This is a genomic window from Methylobacterium sp. W2, from assembly GCF_020662345.1.
In the GTDB taxonomy this organism is placed as follows: domain Bacteria; phylum Pseudomonadota; class Alphaproteobacteria; order Rhizobiales; family Beijerinckiaceae; genus Methylobacterium.
In genome coordinates this window covers 14,589-33,491 of sequence record NZ_VMOA01000003.1, presented here as the reverse complement: position 1 = coordinate 33,491, position 18,903 = coordinate 14,589, and the positions used below count along the sequence as shown (strand labels likewise).

Sequence of the window (18,903 nt, the reverse complement as noted above, 5' to 3'; positions counted from 1 at the left end):
AGATTCGAGTGTGGAGCTCATGATTCCTGGGTATCGTCTCCCAGCTTGCGAAGCTGGCGACCGTGCCCTTCACTCACATTGGCTTCATAGGCGGCAACCACCCCCTCGGTTGGGCCTGAGAGAACAAGTCTCAGCAGCTTGACGTGTATGCCGTCGCAGTGCTTCTGGCCCCCTACCCACAATCGGCCGTTCGAATCCGACGGGTATCCTCGGAAAAACTGGAGACCGGAGTGAAACGCTCGCGCCGCACGAAGATCATTGCCACCCTCGGTCCGGCTTCCGACACGCCGGAGATGATCGAGAAGCTGTTCCGCGCCGGTGCGGACGTGTTCCGGCTCAACATGAGCCACCTTCCGCGCGAGAAATTGCCCGAGAAGATCGAGGTGATCCGCACCATCGAGCGTGAGTTGCGCCGGCCCATCGCGGTCCTGGTGGATCTCCAGGGGCCGAAATTGCGGGTCGCCGCCTTTGCCGAGGGCAGCGCCATCCTCGAGAACGGCGCCTCCTTCGTCCTCGATTCGGATCCGACGCCGGGCGACAGCCATCGTGTCTACCTGCCGCATCCCGAGATTCTCTCCGCGCTGGAGCCCGGCCACGTCGTCATCATCGATGACGGAAAGCTGCGCCTCGTCGTGACCGATGTCTCCGAAGGACGCGCGGTGACCGAGGTCGTCATCGGCGGCAGGATTTCCAACCGCAAGGGCGTGTCCCTACCCGACACCGTGATCCCGGTGGCGGCGATGACCGAGAAGGATCGCGGCGATCTCGAAGCCGGATTGAATGCCGGGGCGGACTGGATCGCGGTCTCCTTCGTCCAGCGCCCCGAGGACGTGGCCGAGGTGAAGAAAGTCGCCGCCGGCCGCGCCCTGGTCATGGCCAAGATCGAGAAGCCGCAGGCCCTCACCCGCCTCGACGAGATCATCGAGATCTCCGACGGGATCATGGTCGCGCGTGGCGATCTCGGCGTGGAGATGCCGCTGGAGCAGGTGCCCGGCGTGCAGAAGCGGATCACCCGTGGTGCCCGGCGTCTCGGCAAGCCCGTCGTCGTCGCGACGCAGATGCTCGAATCGATGATCACCGCACCGGTCCCGACGCGCGCCGAGGTCTCGGACGTGGCGACCGCCGTCTACGAGGGCGCCGATGCGGTGATGCTGTCGGCCGAGAGCGCGTCCGGCGCCTTCCCGATCGAGGCGATCTCGATGATGAGCCGCATCGCCGAGCAGGTGGAGCGCGACGCCCTGTACTGGACGATCCTCACGGCGCAGCGTTCGGAGCCCGACGCCACCGCATCGGACGCCATCGCGGCGGCCGCCCATCAGATGGTCGACGCCCTCGGCCTCACCGCCATCATGGCCTGGACGCATTCGGGATCGACGGCCCTGCGGCTCGCCCGCTCGCGGCCCAACGCCACGATCATCGCGCTGACCCCGAAGCGCGAGACCGCCCGGCGCCTGGCGATGTGCTGGGGCACGCACCCGATCGTCACCAACGACGCCAGCGATGTGGACGACATGGCCTTCCGCGCGGCGAAATTCGCCGTGCGCGAGCGCTTCGCCGAGATCGGTGATCGCGTCATCGTGGTGGCCGGCGTGCCGTTCGGGACACCGGGAGCCACCAACCTCGTGCGGATCGCCTTCGTCACCCGCGATCACGCCGCGAGAGCCTGACCGACCGTCAGGGCGCGACGGGCTCATGTCCTGTCGCGTCGATCCGGCTGGCGAGGCCCTCGACGGCATCCACCAGCGCGTCCGTCGCCATGTAGGGCACCATGTGGCCGATGCCGGGCAGGAGGACGAGGCTGGCGCCGGGAATGGCTTTCGCGAGGGGGATCGCGTGACGCGTTGCCGGAACGGCGGCATCCGCATCGCCGGAGACGATCACCGTCGGCGTGGCGATCGTCCCGTAGCGCAGAGCCTGAGCCGCCAGGGCGGCGGGCAGGCCGATCAGGTCTTCGAGATTCGCAAGCATCGTCGAAGGGCGCAGCACCAGGGCTGAGCGGCTCCGCTCGAGATAGTCCCCGGGGATTTCCTGCGGCCGGAAGGCCGCACGGCCCGCGCGTTCCAGATAGTAGAGGCCGATCGGCGTCGCGACGGTGCGGCTGAGCAGCCATGCGACCGGGGGCTTCAGCGCGACACGGTAGTACCATGGCAGAGGCGCCATGGCGGGAAACGGCATCGCCACCGGCGCCACCAGCACCAAGCCCGAGACCACCTCCGGATGGTCGAGGGCGATGGCACTGGCCAGGGCGCCGGACCAGGAATGGCCGAGCAGGATCACGGGGCCGGTCCCCATCCGCGCGATCGCCTGCGCGATCACGTGGCCCTGCGCCGCCGGGCTCGCCCCATCACGGCCGCCGAGGCGGTCGCTCCAGCCGTATCCGGGCCTGTCGAAGGCGATGACGCGAAAGCCGTTCTCGGCGAGCCTGCGGCCGACGCCTTCCATCGGGTCGGCCGCGTTGGCGGAGGCTCCGTGCAGGAGCACGACGGTCCCCTTCGGCGACGTCTCCGGGCCCGCCTCAATGGTGGCGAGCTGTCCGCCGTCCACCTCGATGAAAGGCCCTTGCGGTGGGAACCGGGTGCTGACCCGCAAAGTGACGATCAGGGTCACGAGGGCTCCGGCTGCGAGCACGCTGACGATCAACCCGAGCATCGCGCCCGCGATCAGTCCTAGCCAATGCAGAATTATCATGTCCGGCTAGAGATCCCGCCCGTCGATCTCCGGCGCCAGCCGATCGATGGCGCTCTGAAGCTTCTCCATGCGCGGATAGATGGCGGAGGCGCGGCGGAAGGCGTCCAGCGCGCGACGCTTGTCATCCATGGACAGGTAGATCCGCCCCAGCGCGGCCCAGGCCTCGTAATGTCGTGGTTCCAGCACCAGCGTCCGCTGCAGATCGGCGACGGCGTTGGTCTGGTCGGTGAGCAGCCAGAACACCGTAGCCCGACGGTTCCATCCCTCCGCCCATTGCGGTTCGAGATGGGTGGCGCGGTCCATCAGCTCGACGGCGAGGGCATAGTCGCGGCCCGACATCGCCTGACGGGCACGTTCGGTGAGGAGATCCGCCGTGGCGCTGCCGGAGCGGCCGAGGCGCTGCTCGATCAGGCGGGAGATGCCCTTGGCCTCGGCATCGTCCTCGGACGCCTTCAGCCTCGCATAGAGATCCTCGAGGCTCGGCGCCTGCACCTTCTTGGGTGCATCCTTGCCGTTTTCCCCGCCCTGGCTCGGGGGCGGCAGGGCGTCGGCTGACGACACCCCAAACGAAAAAACCGCCGCGCTCAGGAGCGCAGCGTTGAACAGAATGCCGAGGTGCCGGGACAGCGTCATGATAGCGAGCTTCCTCGCCCTTCATGCCGCCGTCAACAGGCAGGCTTGACGCGGCTGCCCGTGTTCCGGGCAGCCCGCAATCTCAGCCCTGGCGGGCCTTGAAGCGCTTCTGCGTCTTGTTGATGACGTAGACGCGGCCCTTGCGGCGCACGAGCTGGTTGTCGCGGTGACGGCCACGGAGGGACTTGAGGGAGTTGCGAATCTTCATCGGTCTCACGTCGGCCGGGTTTGAGCCCGCCGCCTGTCCATAGGGTCTCGGGGACGAGGCACCTTGGAAAGGCGTCCTCGGCGATGGCAGTTCACGCATCGCGGAAAGGCGGTTGCCATATCAGGCTTGAGCGCCTGAAGGCAAGGTGCAACCGACCTGCCAGGGATGCGGATTCTTCAAACTCCCGCCCCGGCGCATGGCCGGGGCCTTGTCGTCCGCCGTTCGAAGCCCTCAGCGTTCGCGCCAGGCCTTGGCGATCTGGTCCGTCAGGGGCTTCGTCAGGTAGGAGAGGACCGAGCGGTCCCCGAGCTGCATGTACGCCTCCACGGGCATGCCGGGCACGAGCTGGACTTTGCCGAGGCGCTCCACCTGATCCTCCGTCATGCGGATGCGCGCGGTGTAGTAGGTCATGCCGCTCTTGGGATCCTGGGACACGTCCGCCGAAACCCGGCTCACGATCCCGTCGATCTCGGGCGTCACCCGCTGGTTGAAGGCCGGGAAGCGCAGGACGGCGCGCTGATCCACACGCACGTTGTCGATGTCCTGCGGCTGGATCCTGACCTCGACGATCAGCTTGTCCGCATCGGGCACGATGAGCATCGCCGGCTCGCTGGGAACCACCAGGCCGCCGATCGTATGCACCGTCAACTGGTGGACCGTACCGTTCTGGGGCGAGCGCATGTCGATCCGCTTGAGCTGATCCTCGGCGGCGATGCGCTTCTCCACATACTCCGACCAGCGGCCACGGATCTCAGCGAGCTCCTTGCCGGTCTCGGTGCGCATGTCCTGGTCGATCTGGAAGATCTGCAGCTCGATCTCGGTGATCTTGCCCTTGGCCGATGCGGTGGAGGCAATGAGCTGCCCGCGCTCGCCCTGCAGCCGGGCGCCGTCCCGTTCCAGGGCAGTGACGCGCGAGAGCGGCACCAGGTTCTTGCCGTAGAGCTCGCGCACGCCCTTCAGCTCGGTTCCGATCAGGGCCGTTTCCCGCTCCTTGGCGGCGGCCTGTTCGGTGAGACCCTTGATCTCCTCGCCGAGCTGGGAGACGCGCTCGCGCAGCTGCGCCTTCTGGCCCTCGCGGCCGGCGACGCGGGCTTGGAACAGGCGGGTTTCGCTCTCGACCAGATGGGCGACGGACGGATCCTGTGCCTTGCGGGCCAGGAGATCCGGCGGGAACGTGATCTCGGACGCGCCGTCGCGCTCGGCCTCGTCACGCGCCCGACGGGCCGCGAACTCATCGAGCGCCTTCAGGATGATGTCGAGATTGGCGCGGGTCTGGGTCTCGTCCAGGCGAATCAGGATGTCGCCGGCTTTCACCCGCGCGCCTTCCTTCACCCGCAACTCGCCGACGACTCCGCCGGTGGGGTGCTGGACCTTCTTTACGTCCGATTCGACCATGAGCTGGCCCGGCGCGATCACGGCCCCCGAAATCATCGTGAAGGTGGCCCAGCCGCCAACCCCGATGACGAGGACGGCGCCGACTCCGATCGCCGCGGCGAGATGACGGCGGATCGACCCGTTGGCGGTGGGGCGGATTTGAGCCGCGGGGAGTCCGGTGGGCGACAGTGCGATGGCCATCACGCGCTCTCCTGCAGGGTGGCGACGTTCGCGCCGGTTCGTTGTGCGGCGACGGGCTCGGCGGCGGGAGCCGGCGTCGACCGGAGGACGCGCTTGAGCACCTCGTCCTTGGGGCCGAAGGCCTGGGCACGCCCGTCGGCCATCATCAGGATCATGTCGACGGCCGCCAGAGCGCTGGGGCGGTGCGCCACGACGATGCAGATGCCGCCGCGCTGCCGCACCCCGACGATGGCCTGGGTCAGGGCGTTCTCGCCCTCCCCGTCCAGATTCGAGTTCGGTTCGTCGAGCACCACGAGGAAGGGGTCGCCATAGAGCGCCCTTGCCAGTCCGACCCGCTGGCGTTGACCCGCCGACAAGCCCGCCCCGCCCTCTCCGATCCGGGTGTCGTAGCCTTCCGCCAGGCGCAGGATCATCTCGTGGATGCCCGCTGCCTTGGCGGCCGCGATGACCGCGCCGGACTGGGCATTGGGATCGAACCGGGCGATGTTCTCGGCGATGGTGCCGGCAAACAGCTCCACCTCCTGCGGCAGGAAGCCGATATGCGGCCCGAGATCGGCGCTCGACCATTGGTCGATGGCCGCGCCGTCGATCCTGACCTTGCCGCGCACGGGCGGCCAGACGCCGACGATGGCGCGGACGAGGCTCGACTTGCCCGAGGCGCTCGGTCCGATGATTCCGAGCCCCTGCCCCCGCTGCAGGGACAGGCTGACATCCTGCACGACGATGCGCTGGGTTCCCGGCGGTGCGAGGGTGACGTTCTCGGCGACGAGGCTCTGCGAGGGAGCGGGCAGAGCATGGGGCTGTTCGACGGCGGGCAGGCGGGCGAACAGCTCCGAGAGCCGTGCCCAGCTCTGGCGCGCCTGAACGAATCCCTTCCAGTTGGCGATGGCGAGTTCCGCCGGAGCCAGCGCCCGGGCGACGAGGATCGACGAGGCGATGATGACGCCGGCCGAGGCGAGGTTGTTGATGACGAGCCAGGCGCCGAGAGCGAGCACGCCCGATTGCAGCGCCATGCGGAACACTTTCGAGCCTGCGCCGAACCCGCCCGCGACGTCCGAGACGGTCATCTGGGACTGCATGTAATCGCGGTTGGCACCACCCCAGCGATCGGCGAAGCGCCCCTGCATCCCCATGGCGGCCAGCACCTCGGCGTTGCGGCGCCCGGCTTCCGCCAGGCCGTTGCGACGCATGCCGTGGGCGGTCGCGGTCTGGGTCGGGGCGCGGGTCGACCGATCCGTGGTTAGCGCCAGGACCGCCAGGACCGCCGCGCCCACGAGGGCCGCGATCCCGATGAGGGGGTGGAACAGGAAGCAGATGAAGACATAGATCGGCATCCACGGCAGATCGAAGAAGGCCGAGGGACCCGTGCCGCCGAGGAAGGCGCGCAACTGGTCGAGGTCGCGCAGGGGCAGCAGCCCGTCGCCCGGAGTGGCGCCCTTCAGGGGAGCCCGCACGACGATGTCGAACACCCGCGCAGAGAGGGCCTCGTCCAGCGACGCGCCGACGCGCGCGAGGATACGTGAGCGGATCGTCTCAAGGACGCCCTGAAATCCGTAGAGGACAAGGGCGAGGATGACGAGGCCGACCAGTGTCGGCACGCTTCGGCTCGGAATGACGCGGTCGTAGACTTCTAGCATGAAGAATGAACCGGTCAGATACAGGATGTTCACCAGCCCGCTCATCACCGCGACGCCAATGAACGCCGTTCGGCAACTTGCCAATGCCGAAATGATCTCGGCCGATTCCCGCCCCTTAGCCACTGCCGCCCCCGCCGTCGCGTTCGATTGTCAAGTTTAGTTCGAATGGTAGTCTGCGATACCGTTTGGGAACGGCGGCCCGACACTCGCCTCCTTTATAAGAAAAGCGTGAAGTCGAGAACTCGAAAACACGCTGCTGCGGTTGGATTATGGCCGCTCGTGTCCGACGGGTCCGTCTCTCGGTGCGGTTGCCCCCGGTTCTCGCGCCCTCGAGGGGGCGATGAACCGTTTCATCGGCCCGGGACAGGGCGTTCGTATTCGGAATAGGACACTGATGCGGTCGGCACGGGTGGGTGGCCGATGACTGGCCTGCGTGGGGCGGCTGCTGAGTCCCCGTGAAGAAACCCTGAGCAAGCATGGTCCGTAAACGTTCTCGGCTTATGCCGGTGTGAGAAACGGTGAAGCACCGGAGCATCTTACGTGCGGTCGGACAAAGAAACTGATGAGGCACCAGAGCCGGTATCACGGCGCGAGGACCGGAACTCGACCAACTGGATTGCCAACATCCGGCTTCCCGATGGCCAAGAGATCCCGTGCACCGTAAAGGACGTCTCGAAATCCGGCGCCAAGCTCGGTATCCCGGACTACCACGCGTTGCCCGACTCGTTCCTGCTCCGCATCATTGGCCGGGACTTCGTCTGCATGGTGAAACTCGCCTGGAGGCGCGGCAACTATGCCGGCGTCAGGATCGAGCGCGTCGGCAAGGTGGCGCCACCGCGCGTCCAGGTCGCGGCGCCGCAGCCGGTCGCAGCCTCCCTGGACCAGCCGCAGACGATCGACGCGTCAGGCGGCGTCGGTATTCCTTCGCGCAGGCGGAAACCATCGCCCTTCTGACATGGAACCGACGCGGTCTCCGTGATCGCGTCAGGCCCGGATCAGGTCCCTCATGCCGGGCGCCTTTTCGCTGCCGGGGAAAACCTTCTCGGAGAGGACCTTCTCCTCGAAGCCGAACTGGTCGATCAGCAGCCCCTTCATCACGGCGCGCAGATCCAGCGTCGGCGCGAGGTCGCGGCCTTCGAACAGAGCGCTCTCCTTGAGGCTCGGCCAGTCGGCAATCACCCGTCCCCCGGCCACAGCTCCTCCGACGAGGAAGGCCACCGTTGCCGTGCCGTGATCCGTGCCGGAGGAGCCGTTCACATGCACGGTGCGGCCGAATTCCGTGACGATCAGAACGGAGGTCTGTGCCCAGGAGGCGCCGAGTCCCTCCTTGATCGCCGCCATACCGGCATCGAGGGAGGCCAGGTTCTTGGCGAGACGTCCCTCATAGGGGCCCTGGGACGAGTGGGTGTCCCAGCCGTCGAAATTCATCACGGCGATGCGGGGACCGGTCACCGGGGCCATGAGCGAAGCCGCGGAGCGGGCGGCCGAGGCGAAGCTGTTGGGGCCCCTCAACGGCTGTTTGCCCATCGCCGCCATGCTCGGATCGGAGGCGATGAAATCATCGACCTGCACGCCCTCGCGCAGGGCATTGGCCAGGGCCTGGTCCTTGTCGTCGTAGAGCGCCTGGAGGCGCATCAGCGTATCGGCCGCCGCGTAGGGCAACGTCTGCGGCTGCCATGTCTCCACCTGCGCCGGACCACGCAGGATCAGGGGCGTCGTCGCGCTGACGGACAGGGCCTTGGCCGGCCGCAACTCGATGCCCTTGGCCTTGGGGATGAGGGAGAGCGCCCGATTGAGCCAGCCGGTATCGATCCTGGAACTGGCGCTCGCCATCCCGTTCTCGAGAACCTGCTGCGCGTCGAAATGCGAGCGGGCGCGGTAGGGAGTGGCGACGGCGTGGAACAGCGTGGCCTCGCGCTTGGCATAGAGGTCCGCCAGGTTCGGCATCGCCGGGTTGAGCGAGAACAGCGGGTCGAGCCGGAACGGCGTATGCGTCGGGGATAGCTTGAAGTCGGAGCGGATCGCGGCGAATTGCGGATCGCCCACCGGCATCACCGCCGAGAGGCCGTCGAGGCCGCCGCGCAAAACCACGACGAGAAAGCGCGGGTCGCGGCCGGAGGCGGCCCAGACCTTGGGCACATAGGGCCATGCGAAGAGGGCGCCGGCACCGAGCAGCAGGTTGCGGCGCGTCGGCAGGTGGGCGTGTTCCTGAGGGTTCATGGGGTCATCGCCTCTCGACCGGCTAGCGCCGCTGGAATTCCGGGCTGAGCAACAGCAGGGCCAAGGCCTGTTCGGGGCTTTCCCCCTGCCGGATCACGCGCCGCGTCTCGTCCGAAAAATAACTGCCGATCCGGTCGTCCACGAGCTTGCGGATGTCGACGTGATCCCCGTTGAGCGTCGCGCATTGCTGGGCCCAGTCGATCCGGCTCTTGATTCCGTCCGAGGTCACCCAGGCATCGTCCTCCTCGGCCCACCCCTTCGGCGACGGGGCGGCTAGAAACGGCTGGCCCATCGCCAAGAGAGAGGCGTTCGGCGAGGGCTTGACCGGAGCCTGCCCCAGAATACGGCCGGTCGCTGCGAGGAACTCCATCGGGGGGCGCAGCTTCACGGGGTCGGCGGTCCAGGCCTCGTCGCTCTGGACCAGAGCGGCGGTCACAGCCTTCAGGTCGCCGTCACTGTCCTTGAAAGCCTTGGCGAGGCTCTTCTGCAGCGAGTCCGACGCCTTTTCCGAGACGAAGGCGCGTGCCATCCGCCGTGTCACGTAACGTGCCGTGGATGGGTGACGGGCGAGGTCGGTCAGGACGGCGAGGAACTCATCGGCTCCCGCCTCGGCATAGCGCTTGCCGAGGATGGTCTTGGGCCCCGGCTGATGCTGGCGTTCGCGGAACACCACTTTGCCGAAGGTGTCGGAATGCGGCTTGAGATCGACGGTCCAGCCCGTGAGGACGGAGGCCAGCGCCGTGACGTCGGCCTGACGGTAGCCGCCATCGACGCCGAGGGTGTGAAGTTCGAGGACTTCGCGCCCGAGATTCTCGTTGAGGCCGGATTTCTTGATGCGGCCGACCCTGGACTCGGGGCCCGTCGAGGCCGTGTTGTCCAGGTAGTAGAGCATCGAGGGGTGCAGGATCGCCGCTTTGGCCATGTCGTGGAAGCGGCCAAGAATGAACGGCCGGATCGCTTCGCGCTGGAATGCCCCGGCGGTGAGGCTCCCCTTGCCTTTGCCGGTCGATACCGTGAAGTGGTTGCTCCAATGCAGAAATAGCCGCTCCTGCAAGGGGGCTTTCGTCGTCGCGGCCAGCCTCAGCCAGGCGATCAGTTCGTCGGGATTCTTCGTGACCGGACCCAGCGTCACCTGGCTCTCGCCCTCGTTCTCCATCATGCCGCCGCTCATCGACGGTTCAGCGCGGGGCGCCATGGCCATGGCGCCATCCTCCATCGCGCCGCCCTGCTTCACCTTGGCGCCGCCGGATCCGGCATCCGCCATCGCCTCGCGACGCTGCCGCGCGATCTGACGGCGTTGCATCAATGCCTGCAGCTGGTCGCTGCTGGACATCAGTTTGGCCTCGAACGCCGTCAGCGGCAGGTCGAGTTGTGCTCGAACGTAGCCCCGCGGATCGTCGACGGCCGGTAGATCGATGGCGCCGCATCCGAGACCGAACCGTCCGACCGCATTCGAGAATGCCAAGTTTCGGCTCATCATCATCTCCGGCATTCGGGACCGCTGGCCGAGATGCCCGCTGCCGAATGAACGCGCTCGTCTTACACGATCTGTCTGAGGCGGTTCTGTGACCGGGCCGGTGGCTCACGCAAGCGTGACGGTGGCGTGCAGACGGCTGCGACCATTCGCCGGTAAGGGGGCGTTGGGCGAGGGGGCTCTCTTGAACAAGCAAGCCGTGCACGAAAGCCGAGGGTCTGCCACAACGAGAAAAGGCTCCGTTTCCGGAGCCTTTGTTCTCTCATCCATTCTACCGAAAGGAGAATGGTGGGCGCGACAGGGATCGAACCTGTGACCCCTACCATGTCAAGGTAGTGCTCTCCCGCTGAGCTACGCGCCCCGGCTGAAGCGTTTCCGCTGCAGCGAGGAGCGGCGTATAGCTTTCGGCTTGAACGGGCGTCAAGGGCTTTTCGTCGGAAAGCGTGCGTTCCGTTCGCTCAAACCCTTGTTAGTCCTGGCGTCCATGTTGCGCTGCAGCGACGCAGTGCCAAAAAGCGGCGGGCTCGGTGGGAAGATGAAGCCGGGCCTGATGGCTTGAAGGTTCGAAAACAGAGTATAAAAATTATTCTTGGGCATAGATCAATGCGATTTACAAATATTATTGTCAAATACCATGTATTTTTGTAGATAATAATGGGTTATTATAAGTATATTAACAAATTGTGATGTGAGTAGACTTTAGTATGGCAGACAAATCAATCAGAAATTTTGTTTTCGAATAAAACGCGTTAACTGATGGCGGGATATATCTGGTCTTTTGGTGAAAAATTTGTATCGAACAAAATATTTCTGAGATCATTCTTGGATGTGTATGAATAAAAGCAGTGATATTGGGTGGTCAGGGTATGTGTTGGCTTGCCAGCTGTGAATTGCGACGGCATCCGGGACTGCCATTGGTGAGAAACTCGGCCCGTCTTCGTGCTGCAGCAAAGCTGCCACGGGTTGGACACGGTTCCGGCTGCATACTATGCATCTTAGGGTCGCCCGTTCGCTGCAGGACGGTGGTTCCTCGATCAAGAGCGTGTGCGAATCGAACGTGATCAAGCGTACAGACATAGCGATCGTCGGCCGTTCGTGCCGGTTACCCGGCGCTGCCAGCGTCGATGGCCTCTGGCAGCTTCTGAGCGAGGGACGGTGCGCCGTTGGTCGCATCCCTGAAGATCGCTGGTCGCTGGAACGGTTCGGTCACCCGCGCGCTCAGGAGCGTGGCAAGAGTTACACTTGGTCGGCGGGCGTTCTCGACGACATCTGGTCGTTCGATCCCGGCGTGTTCGGCATCTCGCCACGCGAGGCCGAGCAGATGGACCCGCAGCAGCGGCTTCTCCTCGAACTGACCTGGGAGGCCCTGGAGGATGCGGGCCTGCGTCCCTCCGCCGTGGCCGGGTCGCAGATTGGCGTGTTCGTGGGCGCTTCGTCCCTCGATTACGGCAACCTGCGCGTCCTTGATACGTCCTCGGGCGATGCCTATGCCGCGACCGGCAACACGCTCTCGATCCTGTCCAACCGGATCTCCTACATCTACGACCTGAAGGGGCCGAGCTTCACCGTCGATACCGCCTGCTCGTCCTCTCTCGTGGCGCTCGATGCCGCCGTCGCGGCGATCGACAGCGGCCGGATCGATACCGCGGTGGTGGCGGGCGTGAACCTGCTCGCGAGCCCGTTCAATTTCATCTGCTTCTCCAACGCGCAGATGCTGTCGCGCACCGGGCTTTGCCAGGCCTTCTCGGCCAATGCCGACGGCTATGTCCGGTCCGAGGGCGGTGTCGTTCTCGTACTGAAATCGGCGCGTCAAGCGGCCCGCGACGGCGATACCGTACGCGGCGTCATCGCGGCGAGCGGCGTGAATTCCGACGGCCGGACCACCGGCATCTCCCTGCCCTCCGGCTACGCGCAGGGCGCCCTGCTCGAACAGGTCTATCGCGAGGCCGAGATCGATTTCGACGCGGTGGCCTTCGTGGAGGCGCACGGCACCGGCACGGCTGTGGGGGATCCGATCGAGGCCAGCGCCATCGGCGGCAAGATCGGACGGCCCCGCAAGGAGCCCCTGCCGATCGGCTCGATCAAGAGCAATATCGGCCATACCGAGCCGGTCTCGGGCCTCGCCGGCCTGCTTAAGGCGAGTCTCGCCCTGGAGCACGATCTGCTGCCGCCCTCGCTGCATGCGGAAGTGCTCAATCCCGATATCCCCTTCAGCAAGCTCAATCTCTCGGTGGTCACCGCACCGCTGGCGCTCGCGCGTGGTCGCGGCGAGCGTTTCGCCGGCGTCAACTCGTTCGGTTTTGGCGGCACCAACGCCCATATCGTCCTCACCGACGGAATGCCGGCCCTCGCCGCGAGCGATGCCGGGCGTGCTCCCGAACTGCTGCTCCTCTCGGCCCAGAGCCGCGCTGCCCTCAACGAACTCGCCCTCGATTACGCCGAGCGGTTCGAGCAGGCCGATGAGGCCCAGACCGTGCGCATCGCCGCCGCCGCCGCTCATCGGCGCGAGCGACTGTCCACCCGGCTCGCCATGCCCCTCGATGCCGACCTGCCCGCGACCTTGCGCGCGGTCGCCGATGCCGAGGAGACCGACATTGCCCGGGTCGGCACTGCCGTCGACCGCAATGCGGAGGTCGCCTTCGTCTATTCCGGCAATGGCAGCCAATGGGTCGGGATGGGCCGCGAGGCGTATGAGCGCAGCGCCGCGTTCCAATCGGCCTTCGACCGGATCGACGTCCTGTTCGCCGCGATCTCCGGCTGGTCGCTGAAGGAAGCCCTGTTCGCCGAGGATCTCGCCGAGCGCATGGTCCTCACCCGGGTCTCGCAGCCGCTGATCTTCGCGATCTCCAGCGCCTCGACCACGGCCCTGAAGGCCGCCGGCCTCGTCCCCTCCTTCGTCCTCGGCCACAGCGTCGGAGAGATCGCGGCCGCCGAGGGGGCCGGCATCCTGAGCCTGGAACAGGCGGTGAAGGTCATCTTCTACCGCAGCCAGCACCAGGAGACGACGCGGGGCCTCGGCACCATGGCGGTGCTGCTGGCGCCGGTCGAGGAGATCGAGATCTTCCTCAAGGATTATCCGAGCCTCGACATCGCCGCCTACAACAGCCCGAAGGCCGTCACCGTGGCGGGCCCCGTCGCCGATATCGATGCGGCGATGAAGGCGCTGGCGCGCAAGCGCCGCCGCGGCCGCAAGCTCGACCTCGCCTACCCCTTCCACGGTCGGCTGATGAACCCAACCGAGAAGCCGCTGCTGCGCGATCTCGCCGGGCTCAAGCCCCATCCCGGCGCCATCGCCATGGTGTCCACCGTGACCGGCACCGTGCTGCCGGGCGGGGAGTTCGACGCCGGCTATTGGTGGCGCAACATCCGCGAGCCGGTGCGCTTCTCCGATGCGGTCCAGGAAGCGACCCGCAAGGGCGCCCGGATCTTCGTCGAGGTGGGTCCGCGGGCGACCCTGCTGCCGCATATCGGCGATTGCATCGAGCCCCTCGGCATCGAGAACGCCACGGTGGGCGTCCTCACCAACAAGCCCGTCGGTGCCGACCCGTTCGCCCGCGCCCTCGCCTCGGCCCTCGTCCACGGTGCCGCCGTCGACGAGGCGGTGGTCTTCGGCGAGAATCCGATGGGCGACGTCGCCCTGCCCTCGTATCCCTGGCAGCGTCGTCCTTTCCGCCTGTCCGAGACGTCGGAGGGCGTCGGCGCGGCGACCGCCCGTGCCTATCACCCGCTCTACGGTTCGCGGCTGTCGCCGGACGGGCTCGAATGGCTCGGCCATGTGGACATCGCCACGGTGCCCGACCTCGACGATCACCGTATCGACGGCCAGGCGATCCTGCCGGGTGCGGCCTTCATCGAGATGGCGCTGGGCGTCGCCCGCGAAGCCATGCGCAGCGACGACGTGGTGCTGGCCGAGTTCGAGATCCAGTCTCCGATGGTCTTCGCCGAGGAGGCCCTCCGCGAGGTCGCCGTCCGGCTCTCCGGCAGCGGCAACCAGATCCAGATCCTGAGCCGCCCGCGCCTGACCCAGGCGGGCTGGCAGCTGCACGCCTCCGCCAAGGTCGTGGATGGCACCTTCGCGGCCCGTCCGCGACAGGACATCGAAATTCCGGCCGAGAACGCCGTGGAGGGGGCCGGGCTCTATCGCCTCGCCGCCGCTTCCGGCCTCGATTTCGGGCCGAGCTTCCGGCAGGTCGCACTCAGTGCACGCGTCGACGAGACGACCATCGTCTCGCAATTGAAGCCGGCCGAGGCCGACCCACGCTTCGGCCTCGTGCCGGCCCGGCTGGACGCCTGTTTCCATGGCCTGATCCTGCTCTTCGCCGACCTGATGGGCGAGGGCTCGACCAAGGCCTACGTCCCGGTGCGCTTCGGCGAGATCAGGCTGATCCGTCCCGGCGCCGTCATCGCGCGGGCGATGATCCGCACCCGGCGCTGCAACGAGCGCAGCATCCTGGCGGACTTCACCCTGGTGGACGAGGCGGGCGAGGTGATCGCCACCCTGCGCGAAGGCCGCTTCCAGGCCCTGCGCACGAAGTCCGGTCAGGATCTCGCCGCCTATGCCATCGCGCAGCGGTCCGAACTCGCCACCGAACCCACCGCGATTCCCCTCGACCGGCGTGCCCGCATCGCCGATGCCGTCCGCCCCGGCATCAAGGCGGCTCTCGCCCCGGCGGATGCGGCCCTCTCGCCGGGCCATCTGCTTCTCGAAGGCTGGGCCACCTCGCTGGCCTACCGCATGGCCGAGGGGCTGCAGCGCTCCGGCAAAGTCGCCATTGACGAGCGCGTGCCGGAGGCCATGCGGCCCTGGCTGCTGAACGCCCTCTACGCCCTCGAGAGCAGCGGGCTCGCTACCCTCGACGGAACGCGATGGACCCTGCGCAAGGATGTCACCCTGCCCGCGCCCGACGAGATCATGCGCTGGATCGCGGCCGACCATCCCGAACTCTCCGCCGAACTGGTGCTCACGGCGGATCTCGGCGCCGTCGTCGCCCGCCTCCTGGCCGGTGACCTCGCGACCCTGCCGACCTTGTCGCAGAACGCCCTCGATGCCTTCGTCCTGCGTAGCGCCACCGCCCGCGCATCGTCCGACGTCATCGCGGCGATCTGCGAGGGAGCGCGTGCGGACCTGCCGAAGGACCGCGCGCTGCGCCTCCTCCAGGTCGGGTTCGGGCCGCTCTCGGCGCAGGCCGCCGCCATCGCCGACGGCATCGCCGCCCAGCTCACCGTGTTCGAGACCGATCGGCGCCTCGCCGAGCGCGCCCGCCTCGCCCTGCCCCGCGGCGTCACCGTGATCGAGGAGGAGGCGGACCTGACGGAGGGCGGCTTCGACGCGATCCTGGCGAGCAACGTCCTGCACCGGTCCGAGCGCGGACTCCTCGGCAAGGTCGCCGATGCCCTCGCCACCGGCGGCTTTCTCCTGGCAGTGGAGCCCGGCGCGTCGCTGTTCCGCGATCTCGTCTTCGGCCTGATGCCGGATTGGTTCGAGAGCGTGGACGGGATGCCGCTGGGGCGCCTCGACGACATCACCGGCTGGCAGCGTTCGCTCAGCGATACCGGCCTCGTCCGCATTGCCGTCGACCGGGCCGCCTCGGCCAATGGCGACGATCTTCTCTTCCTCGCCGAGGCGCCGGTGCGGGCCAAGGCCTCCACCGGCCAGACCTTCACCTTCATCATCGGCTCGCAGGATCCCTTCGCGGCCGAAACCGCCTCCTCGCTGGCAACGCTCCTCGTCGCCGCCGGCGTCCATGTCTCGATCATCCTCGATTCCGAGCAATCCCTGCTCGAACTCGAACGCGAGACCCCCGACACGGTCGTGTTCCTCGCCGGGGCTTTCGGCTCTGGCGGTGAAGCCGCCGACCGGCTGCGCGAGCGCTGCCTTGGCCTCAAGCGCTGTGTCGAGCATCTCGGGACGCGCCAGACCCGGCTCTGGGTCGTCTGTCCCGGCGCGACGCGCCACGACGGCGCGGGCGCGGTGGAAGCCGGTCTCTGGGCCTTCACCCGCACCCTCGCCAACGAGGTCGCCAATCTCGACATCCGCCGCATCGACCTCACCGAGGCGATGCCGACCAAGATTGCCTCCGAGCGCCTGCGCGACGTGATCCTGTCGGGAACCCCCGAGACGGAAATCGTCCTCGACGTCGATGCCACCCGCGTGATCCGGTTCGCGCCGGGACAGCTCTCGCGCCGCCCGGCCGTCGATGCCGTGGCCGCGCCGGCCGCGCAGCTGGAGCGCAGTGCCACGGGGGGCCTCAACGACATGCGTTGGGGACCGGCCGAGCGGCGCGTGCCCGGACGCGGGGAGGTGGAGATCGCGGTGGAGGCCACCGGCCTCAACTTCCGCGACGTGCTCTGGGCGCTGTCCATGCTCCCCGAGGAGATCCTCGAGGATGGCTTTGCCGGGCCGCGCCTGGGCCTCGAGGTCGCCGGCCGCGTGGTCTCGGTGGGCAACGGCGCCGCAGCGTTCAAGGTCGGCGATCGCGTCGTCGCCTTCGCTCAGTCGGGCTTCTCGACTCACATCGTCGTGCCCGAACTCGTCGTGGCGCCGAGCCCTCCCGGTCTCGATCCCCAGGCGGCGGCCACGGTGCCGGTCGCCTTCCTTACCGCCTATTACAGCCTCGTCAGCTGCGCCCGCCTGCGGCGCGGCGAATGGGTGCTGGTCCATGGCGGCGCCGGCGGCGTCGGGCTCGCCGCCCTGCAGATCGCCAAGCTGAAGGGCGCGCGCGTCATCGCCACCGCCGGCTCGCGCGAGAAGCGGGCGCTGGTGAAGGCGCTGGGGGCCGAGCACGTCCTCGATTCGCGCTCGCTGGCCTTCGTCGACGAGGTCCGCCGCATCACCGGCGACGGCGTCGGCGTGGTGCTGAACAGCCTGTTCGGCGAGGCGATGGAGCGCAGCCTGAACTGCCTGAAGCCGTTCGGCCGCTTCATCGAACTGGGCAAGCGCGACTACGTCGCCAACACCCATATCGGCCTGCGGCCGTTCCGCCGGAACCTCTCTTATTTCGGCGTCGATCTCGATCAGGTGCTCCAGCACCAGGGCGAGGATGGAGCACGCCTGTTCCGCGAAGTGATGGCCCTGTTCTCGGAGGGCGGCCTCAAGCCCTTGCCGTTCCAGCCCTTCACCGCCGACGAGGTCTCCGACGCGTTCCGGCTGATGCAGCAATCCGGACATGTTGGGAAGATCGTCATCGCGCCGCCGAAGCCCGGCAGCATCGTGGTCGAGCGCAAGTCCGATTTCCGGGTCTCGGCGGAGGGCGTGCACGTCATCACCGGCGGGCTCGGCGGCTTCGGCATCGAGGCTGCCCGGTGGCTCGCCGACCGGGGAGCCCATCACCTCGTCCTCGTCGGGCGAAAGGGCGCTTCGAGCCCGGAAGCCAAGCAGGTGGTGGCCGATCTCGCGGTCCGCGGCGTCAGCGTCGCCGCGATGGCCTGCGACATCACCAGCCGCCAGGCGGTGGACGACCTCCTCGAAGAGGTCGAGAGCGGCGGCCGCAAGCTCGCCGGGGTGATCCACGGGGCGATGGTGCTGCAAGACGGCCTCATCGCCAATCTCGACGCCGCCTCCCTCGACGCGGTGATCCGCCCGAAGGTCGTCGGGGCCGAGCATCTCGATGCCGCCACCCGCGGGCGGCAGCTCGATTACTTCGTCCTGTTCTCCTCGGCCACGACCTTCATCGGCAATCCAGGCCAGGGCGCCTACGTCGCCGCCAACGGCTTCATGGAGGGCCTCGCCCGCCGTCGCCGCGCGCTGGGACTGCCCGCCCTTGCGGTCGCCTGGGGCGCCATCGGCGATGTCGGCGTGCTCGCCCGCAACCGCGCGGTGATGGAGACCCTGGCAGGCCGCGTCGGCGTGACGCCGATGGATGCCCGCCGCTCCCTCGACCTCATGGCCGAGGCACTGGAAGGACAAGGCTCGTCACCCGACAACGCCGTCCTCGCCATCGCCTCAATGCACTGGGGCAAGGCGCGCGAGCGCCTCGCCACCATGCGCTCCCCGAGCTACGGCGACCTCGGTTCGGACCAGCAGGCGGAAGCCGGCACGGTGGCCACCATCGACATCGGCGGCCTGCTCAAGACCGAGGATCTCGATGCCGTGCGGAAAACCGTCTCCGACGCCATCGTCGAGGACATCGCCCGCATCCTGCGCCTGCCCAAGGACGATATCAGCCGCGTGCGCCATCTCTCCGAGATCGGCCTCGATTCGCTGATGGGCGTGGAACTGGGCGCCAGCCTGCAGGAGCGCTTCGCCCTCGACGCGCCGCCGTCGGGTATCTCCTCGGGATTGACCGTGGTCGAACTGGCGGAGACCTTGATCCAGTCCGTGGCCGCGCCCGTGGACGAAGCGTCGGCGGCGGTGATGAGCCTGGCCCAGCGCCATGCCAGCGAGGGCGTCGACGTGCGCACACTCGAGCCGTTCCACGAGCTCGTCGAGCAGAACAGCCTCCAGATCAAAGAGATCCTGCCGTAAGGGA

At 67.5% G+C, this 18,903-nt stretch carries 10 protein-coding genes and 1 tRNA gene; 3 read left to right on the top strand and 8 right to left on the bottom strand.

Features of this window, described 5'->3' with window-relative positions; genetic code table 11:
- The first annotated feature begins 230 nt into the window (after nucleotides 1–230).
- Nucleotides 231–1,667: a pyruvate kinase gene (pyk, locus tag FPV16_RS02275; protein ID WP_227435826.1), complete on the top strand. Its 1,437-nt coding sequence runs from the start codon at nucleotides 231–233 to the stop codon at nucleotides 1,665–1,667.
- 7 nt (nucleotides 1,668–1,674) lie between these two features.
- Here pyk and FPV16_RS02270 read toward each other — a convergent pair whose 3' ends face one another.
- The 5 genes from FPV16_RS02270 to FPV16_RS02250 form a co-directional block, all read right to left on the bottom strand.
- On the bottom strand, nucleotides 1,675–2,688 hold the full coding sequence (locus FPV16_RS02270; protein WP_227435825.1) for an alpha/beta fold hydrolase: 1,014 nt from the start codon (nucleotides 2,686–2,688) through the stop codon (nucleotides 1,675–1,677).
- A 6-nt stretch (nucleotides 2,689–2,694) separates the two neighbouring features.
- On the bottom strand, nucleotides 2,695–3,321 hold the full coding sequence (locus FPV16_RS02265; RefSeq protein WP_227435823.1) for a hypothetical protein: 627 nt from the start codon (nucleotides 3,319–3,321) through the stop codon (nucleotides 2,695–2,697).
- Between the two features lie 82 nt (nucleotides 3,322–3,403).
- Nucleotides 3,404–3,529 (bottom strand): type B 50S ribosomal protein L36, encoded by a 126-nt coding sequence (ykgO, locus tag FPV16_RS02260; RefSeq protein WP_003601867.1) that lies wholly within the window; start codon nucleotides 3,527–3,529, stop codon nucleotides 3,404–3,406.
- Between the two features lie 231 nt (nucleotides 3,530–3,760).
- Nucleotides 3,761–5,104: an HlyD family type I secretion periplasmic adaptor subunit gene (locus FPV16_RS02255; RefSeq protein WP_227435822.1), complete on the bottom strand. Its 1,344-nt coding sequence runs from the start codon at nucleotides 5,102–5,104 to the stop codon at nucleotides 3,761–3,763.
- Nucleotides 5,104–6,786 carry a type I secretion system permease/ATPase gene (locus tag FPV16_RS02250; RefSeq protein WP_413629148.1) on the bottom strand — a complete coding sequence of 561 codons (1,683 nt, stop codon included), beginning with the start codon at nucleotides 6,784–6,786 and terminating at the stop codon, nucleotides 5,104–5,106. The genes FPV16_RS02255 and FPV16_RS02250 overlap by 1 nt, the downstream gene beginning before the upstream one ends.
- A 495-nt stretch (nucleotides 6,787–7,281) precedes the next feature.
- On the opposite strand from FPV16_RS02250, the gene FPV16_RS02245 reads away from it, so the two are divergent.
- Nucleotides 7,282–7,695, top strand: coding sequence for a PilZ domain-containing protein (locus FPV16_RS02245; RefSeq protein ID WP_227435819.1), 414 nt, complete (start codon nucleotides 7,282–7,284; stop codon nucleotides 7,693–7,695).
- Between the two features lie 30 nt (nucleotides 7,696–7,725).
- On the opposite strand, the gene FPV16_RS02240 is transcribed toward FPV16_RS02245, so the two are convergent.
- The 3 genes from FPV16_RS02240 to FPV16_RS02230 form a co-directional block, all read right to left on the bottom strand.
- Nucleotides 7,726–8,961 (bottom strand): DUF1501 domain-containing protein, encoded by a 1,236-nt coding sequence (locus tag FPV16_RS02240; RefSeq protein WP_227435818.1) that lies wholly within the window; start codon nucleotides 8,959–8,961, stop codon nucleotides 7,726–7,728.
- 22 nt (nucleotides 8,962–8,983) lie between these two features.
- Complete coding sequence (locus tag FPV16_RS02235; protein ID WP_227435817.1) at nucleotides 8,984–10,426, bottom strand: DUF1800 domain-containing protein; 1,443 nt, start codon at nucleotides 10,424–10,426, stop codon at nucleotides 8,984–8,986.
- Nucleotides 10,427–10,721: 295 nt separating this feature from the next.
- Nucleotides 10,722–10,796 (bottom strand) — tRNA-Val (locus tag FPV16_RS02230).
- A 696-nt stretch (nucleotides 10,797–11,492) separates the two neighbouring features.
- Here FPV16_RS02230 and FPV16_RS02225 point away from each other — a divergent pair.
- Nucleotides 11,493–18,899: a type I polyketide synthase gene (locus FPV16_RS02225; RefSeq protein ID WP_227435816.1), complete on the top strand. Its 7,407-nt coding sequence runs from the start codon at nucleotides 11,493–11,495 to the stop codon at nucleotides 18,897–18,899.
- Nucleotides 18,900–18,903 lie beyond the last annotated feature (4 nt).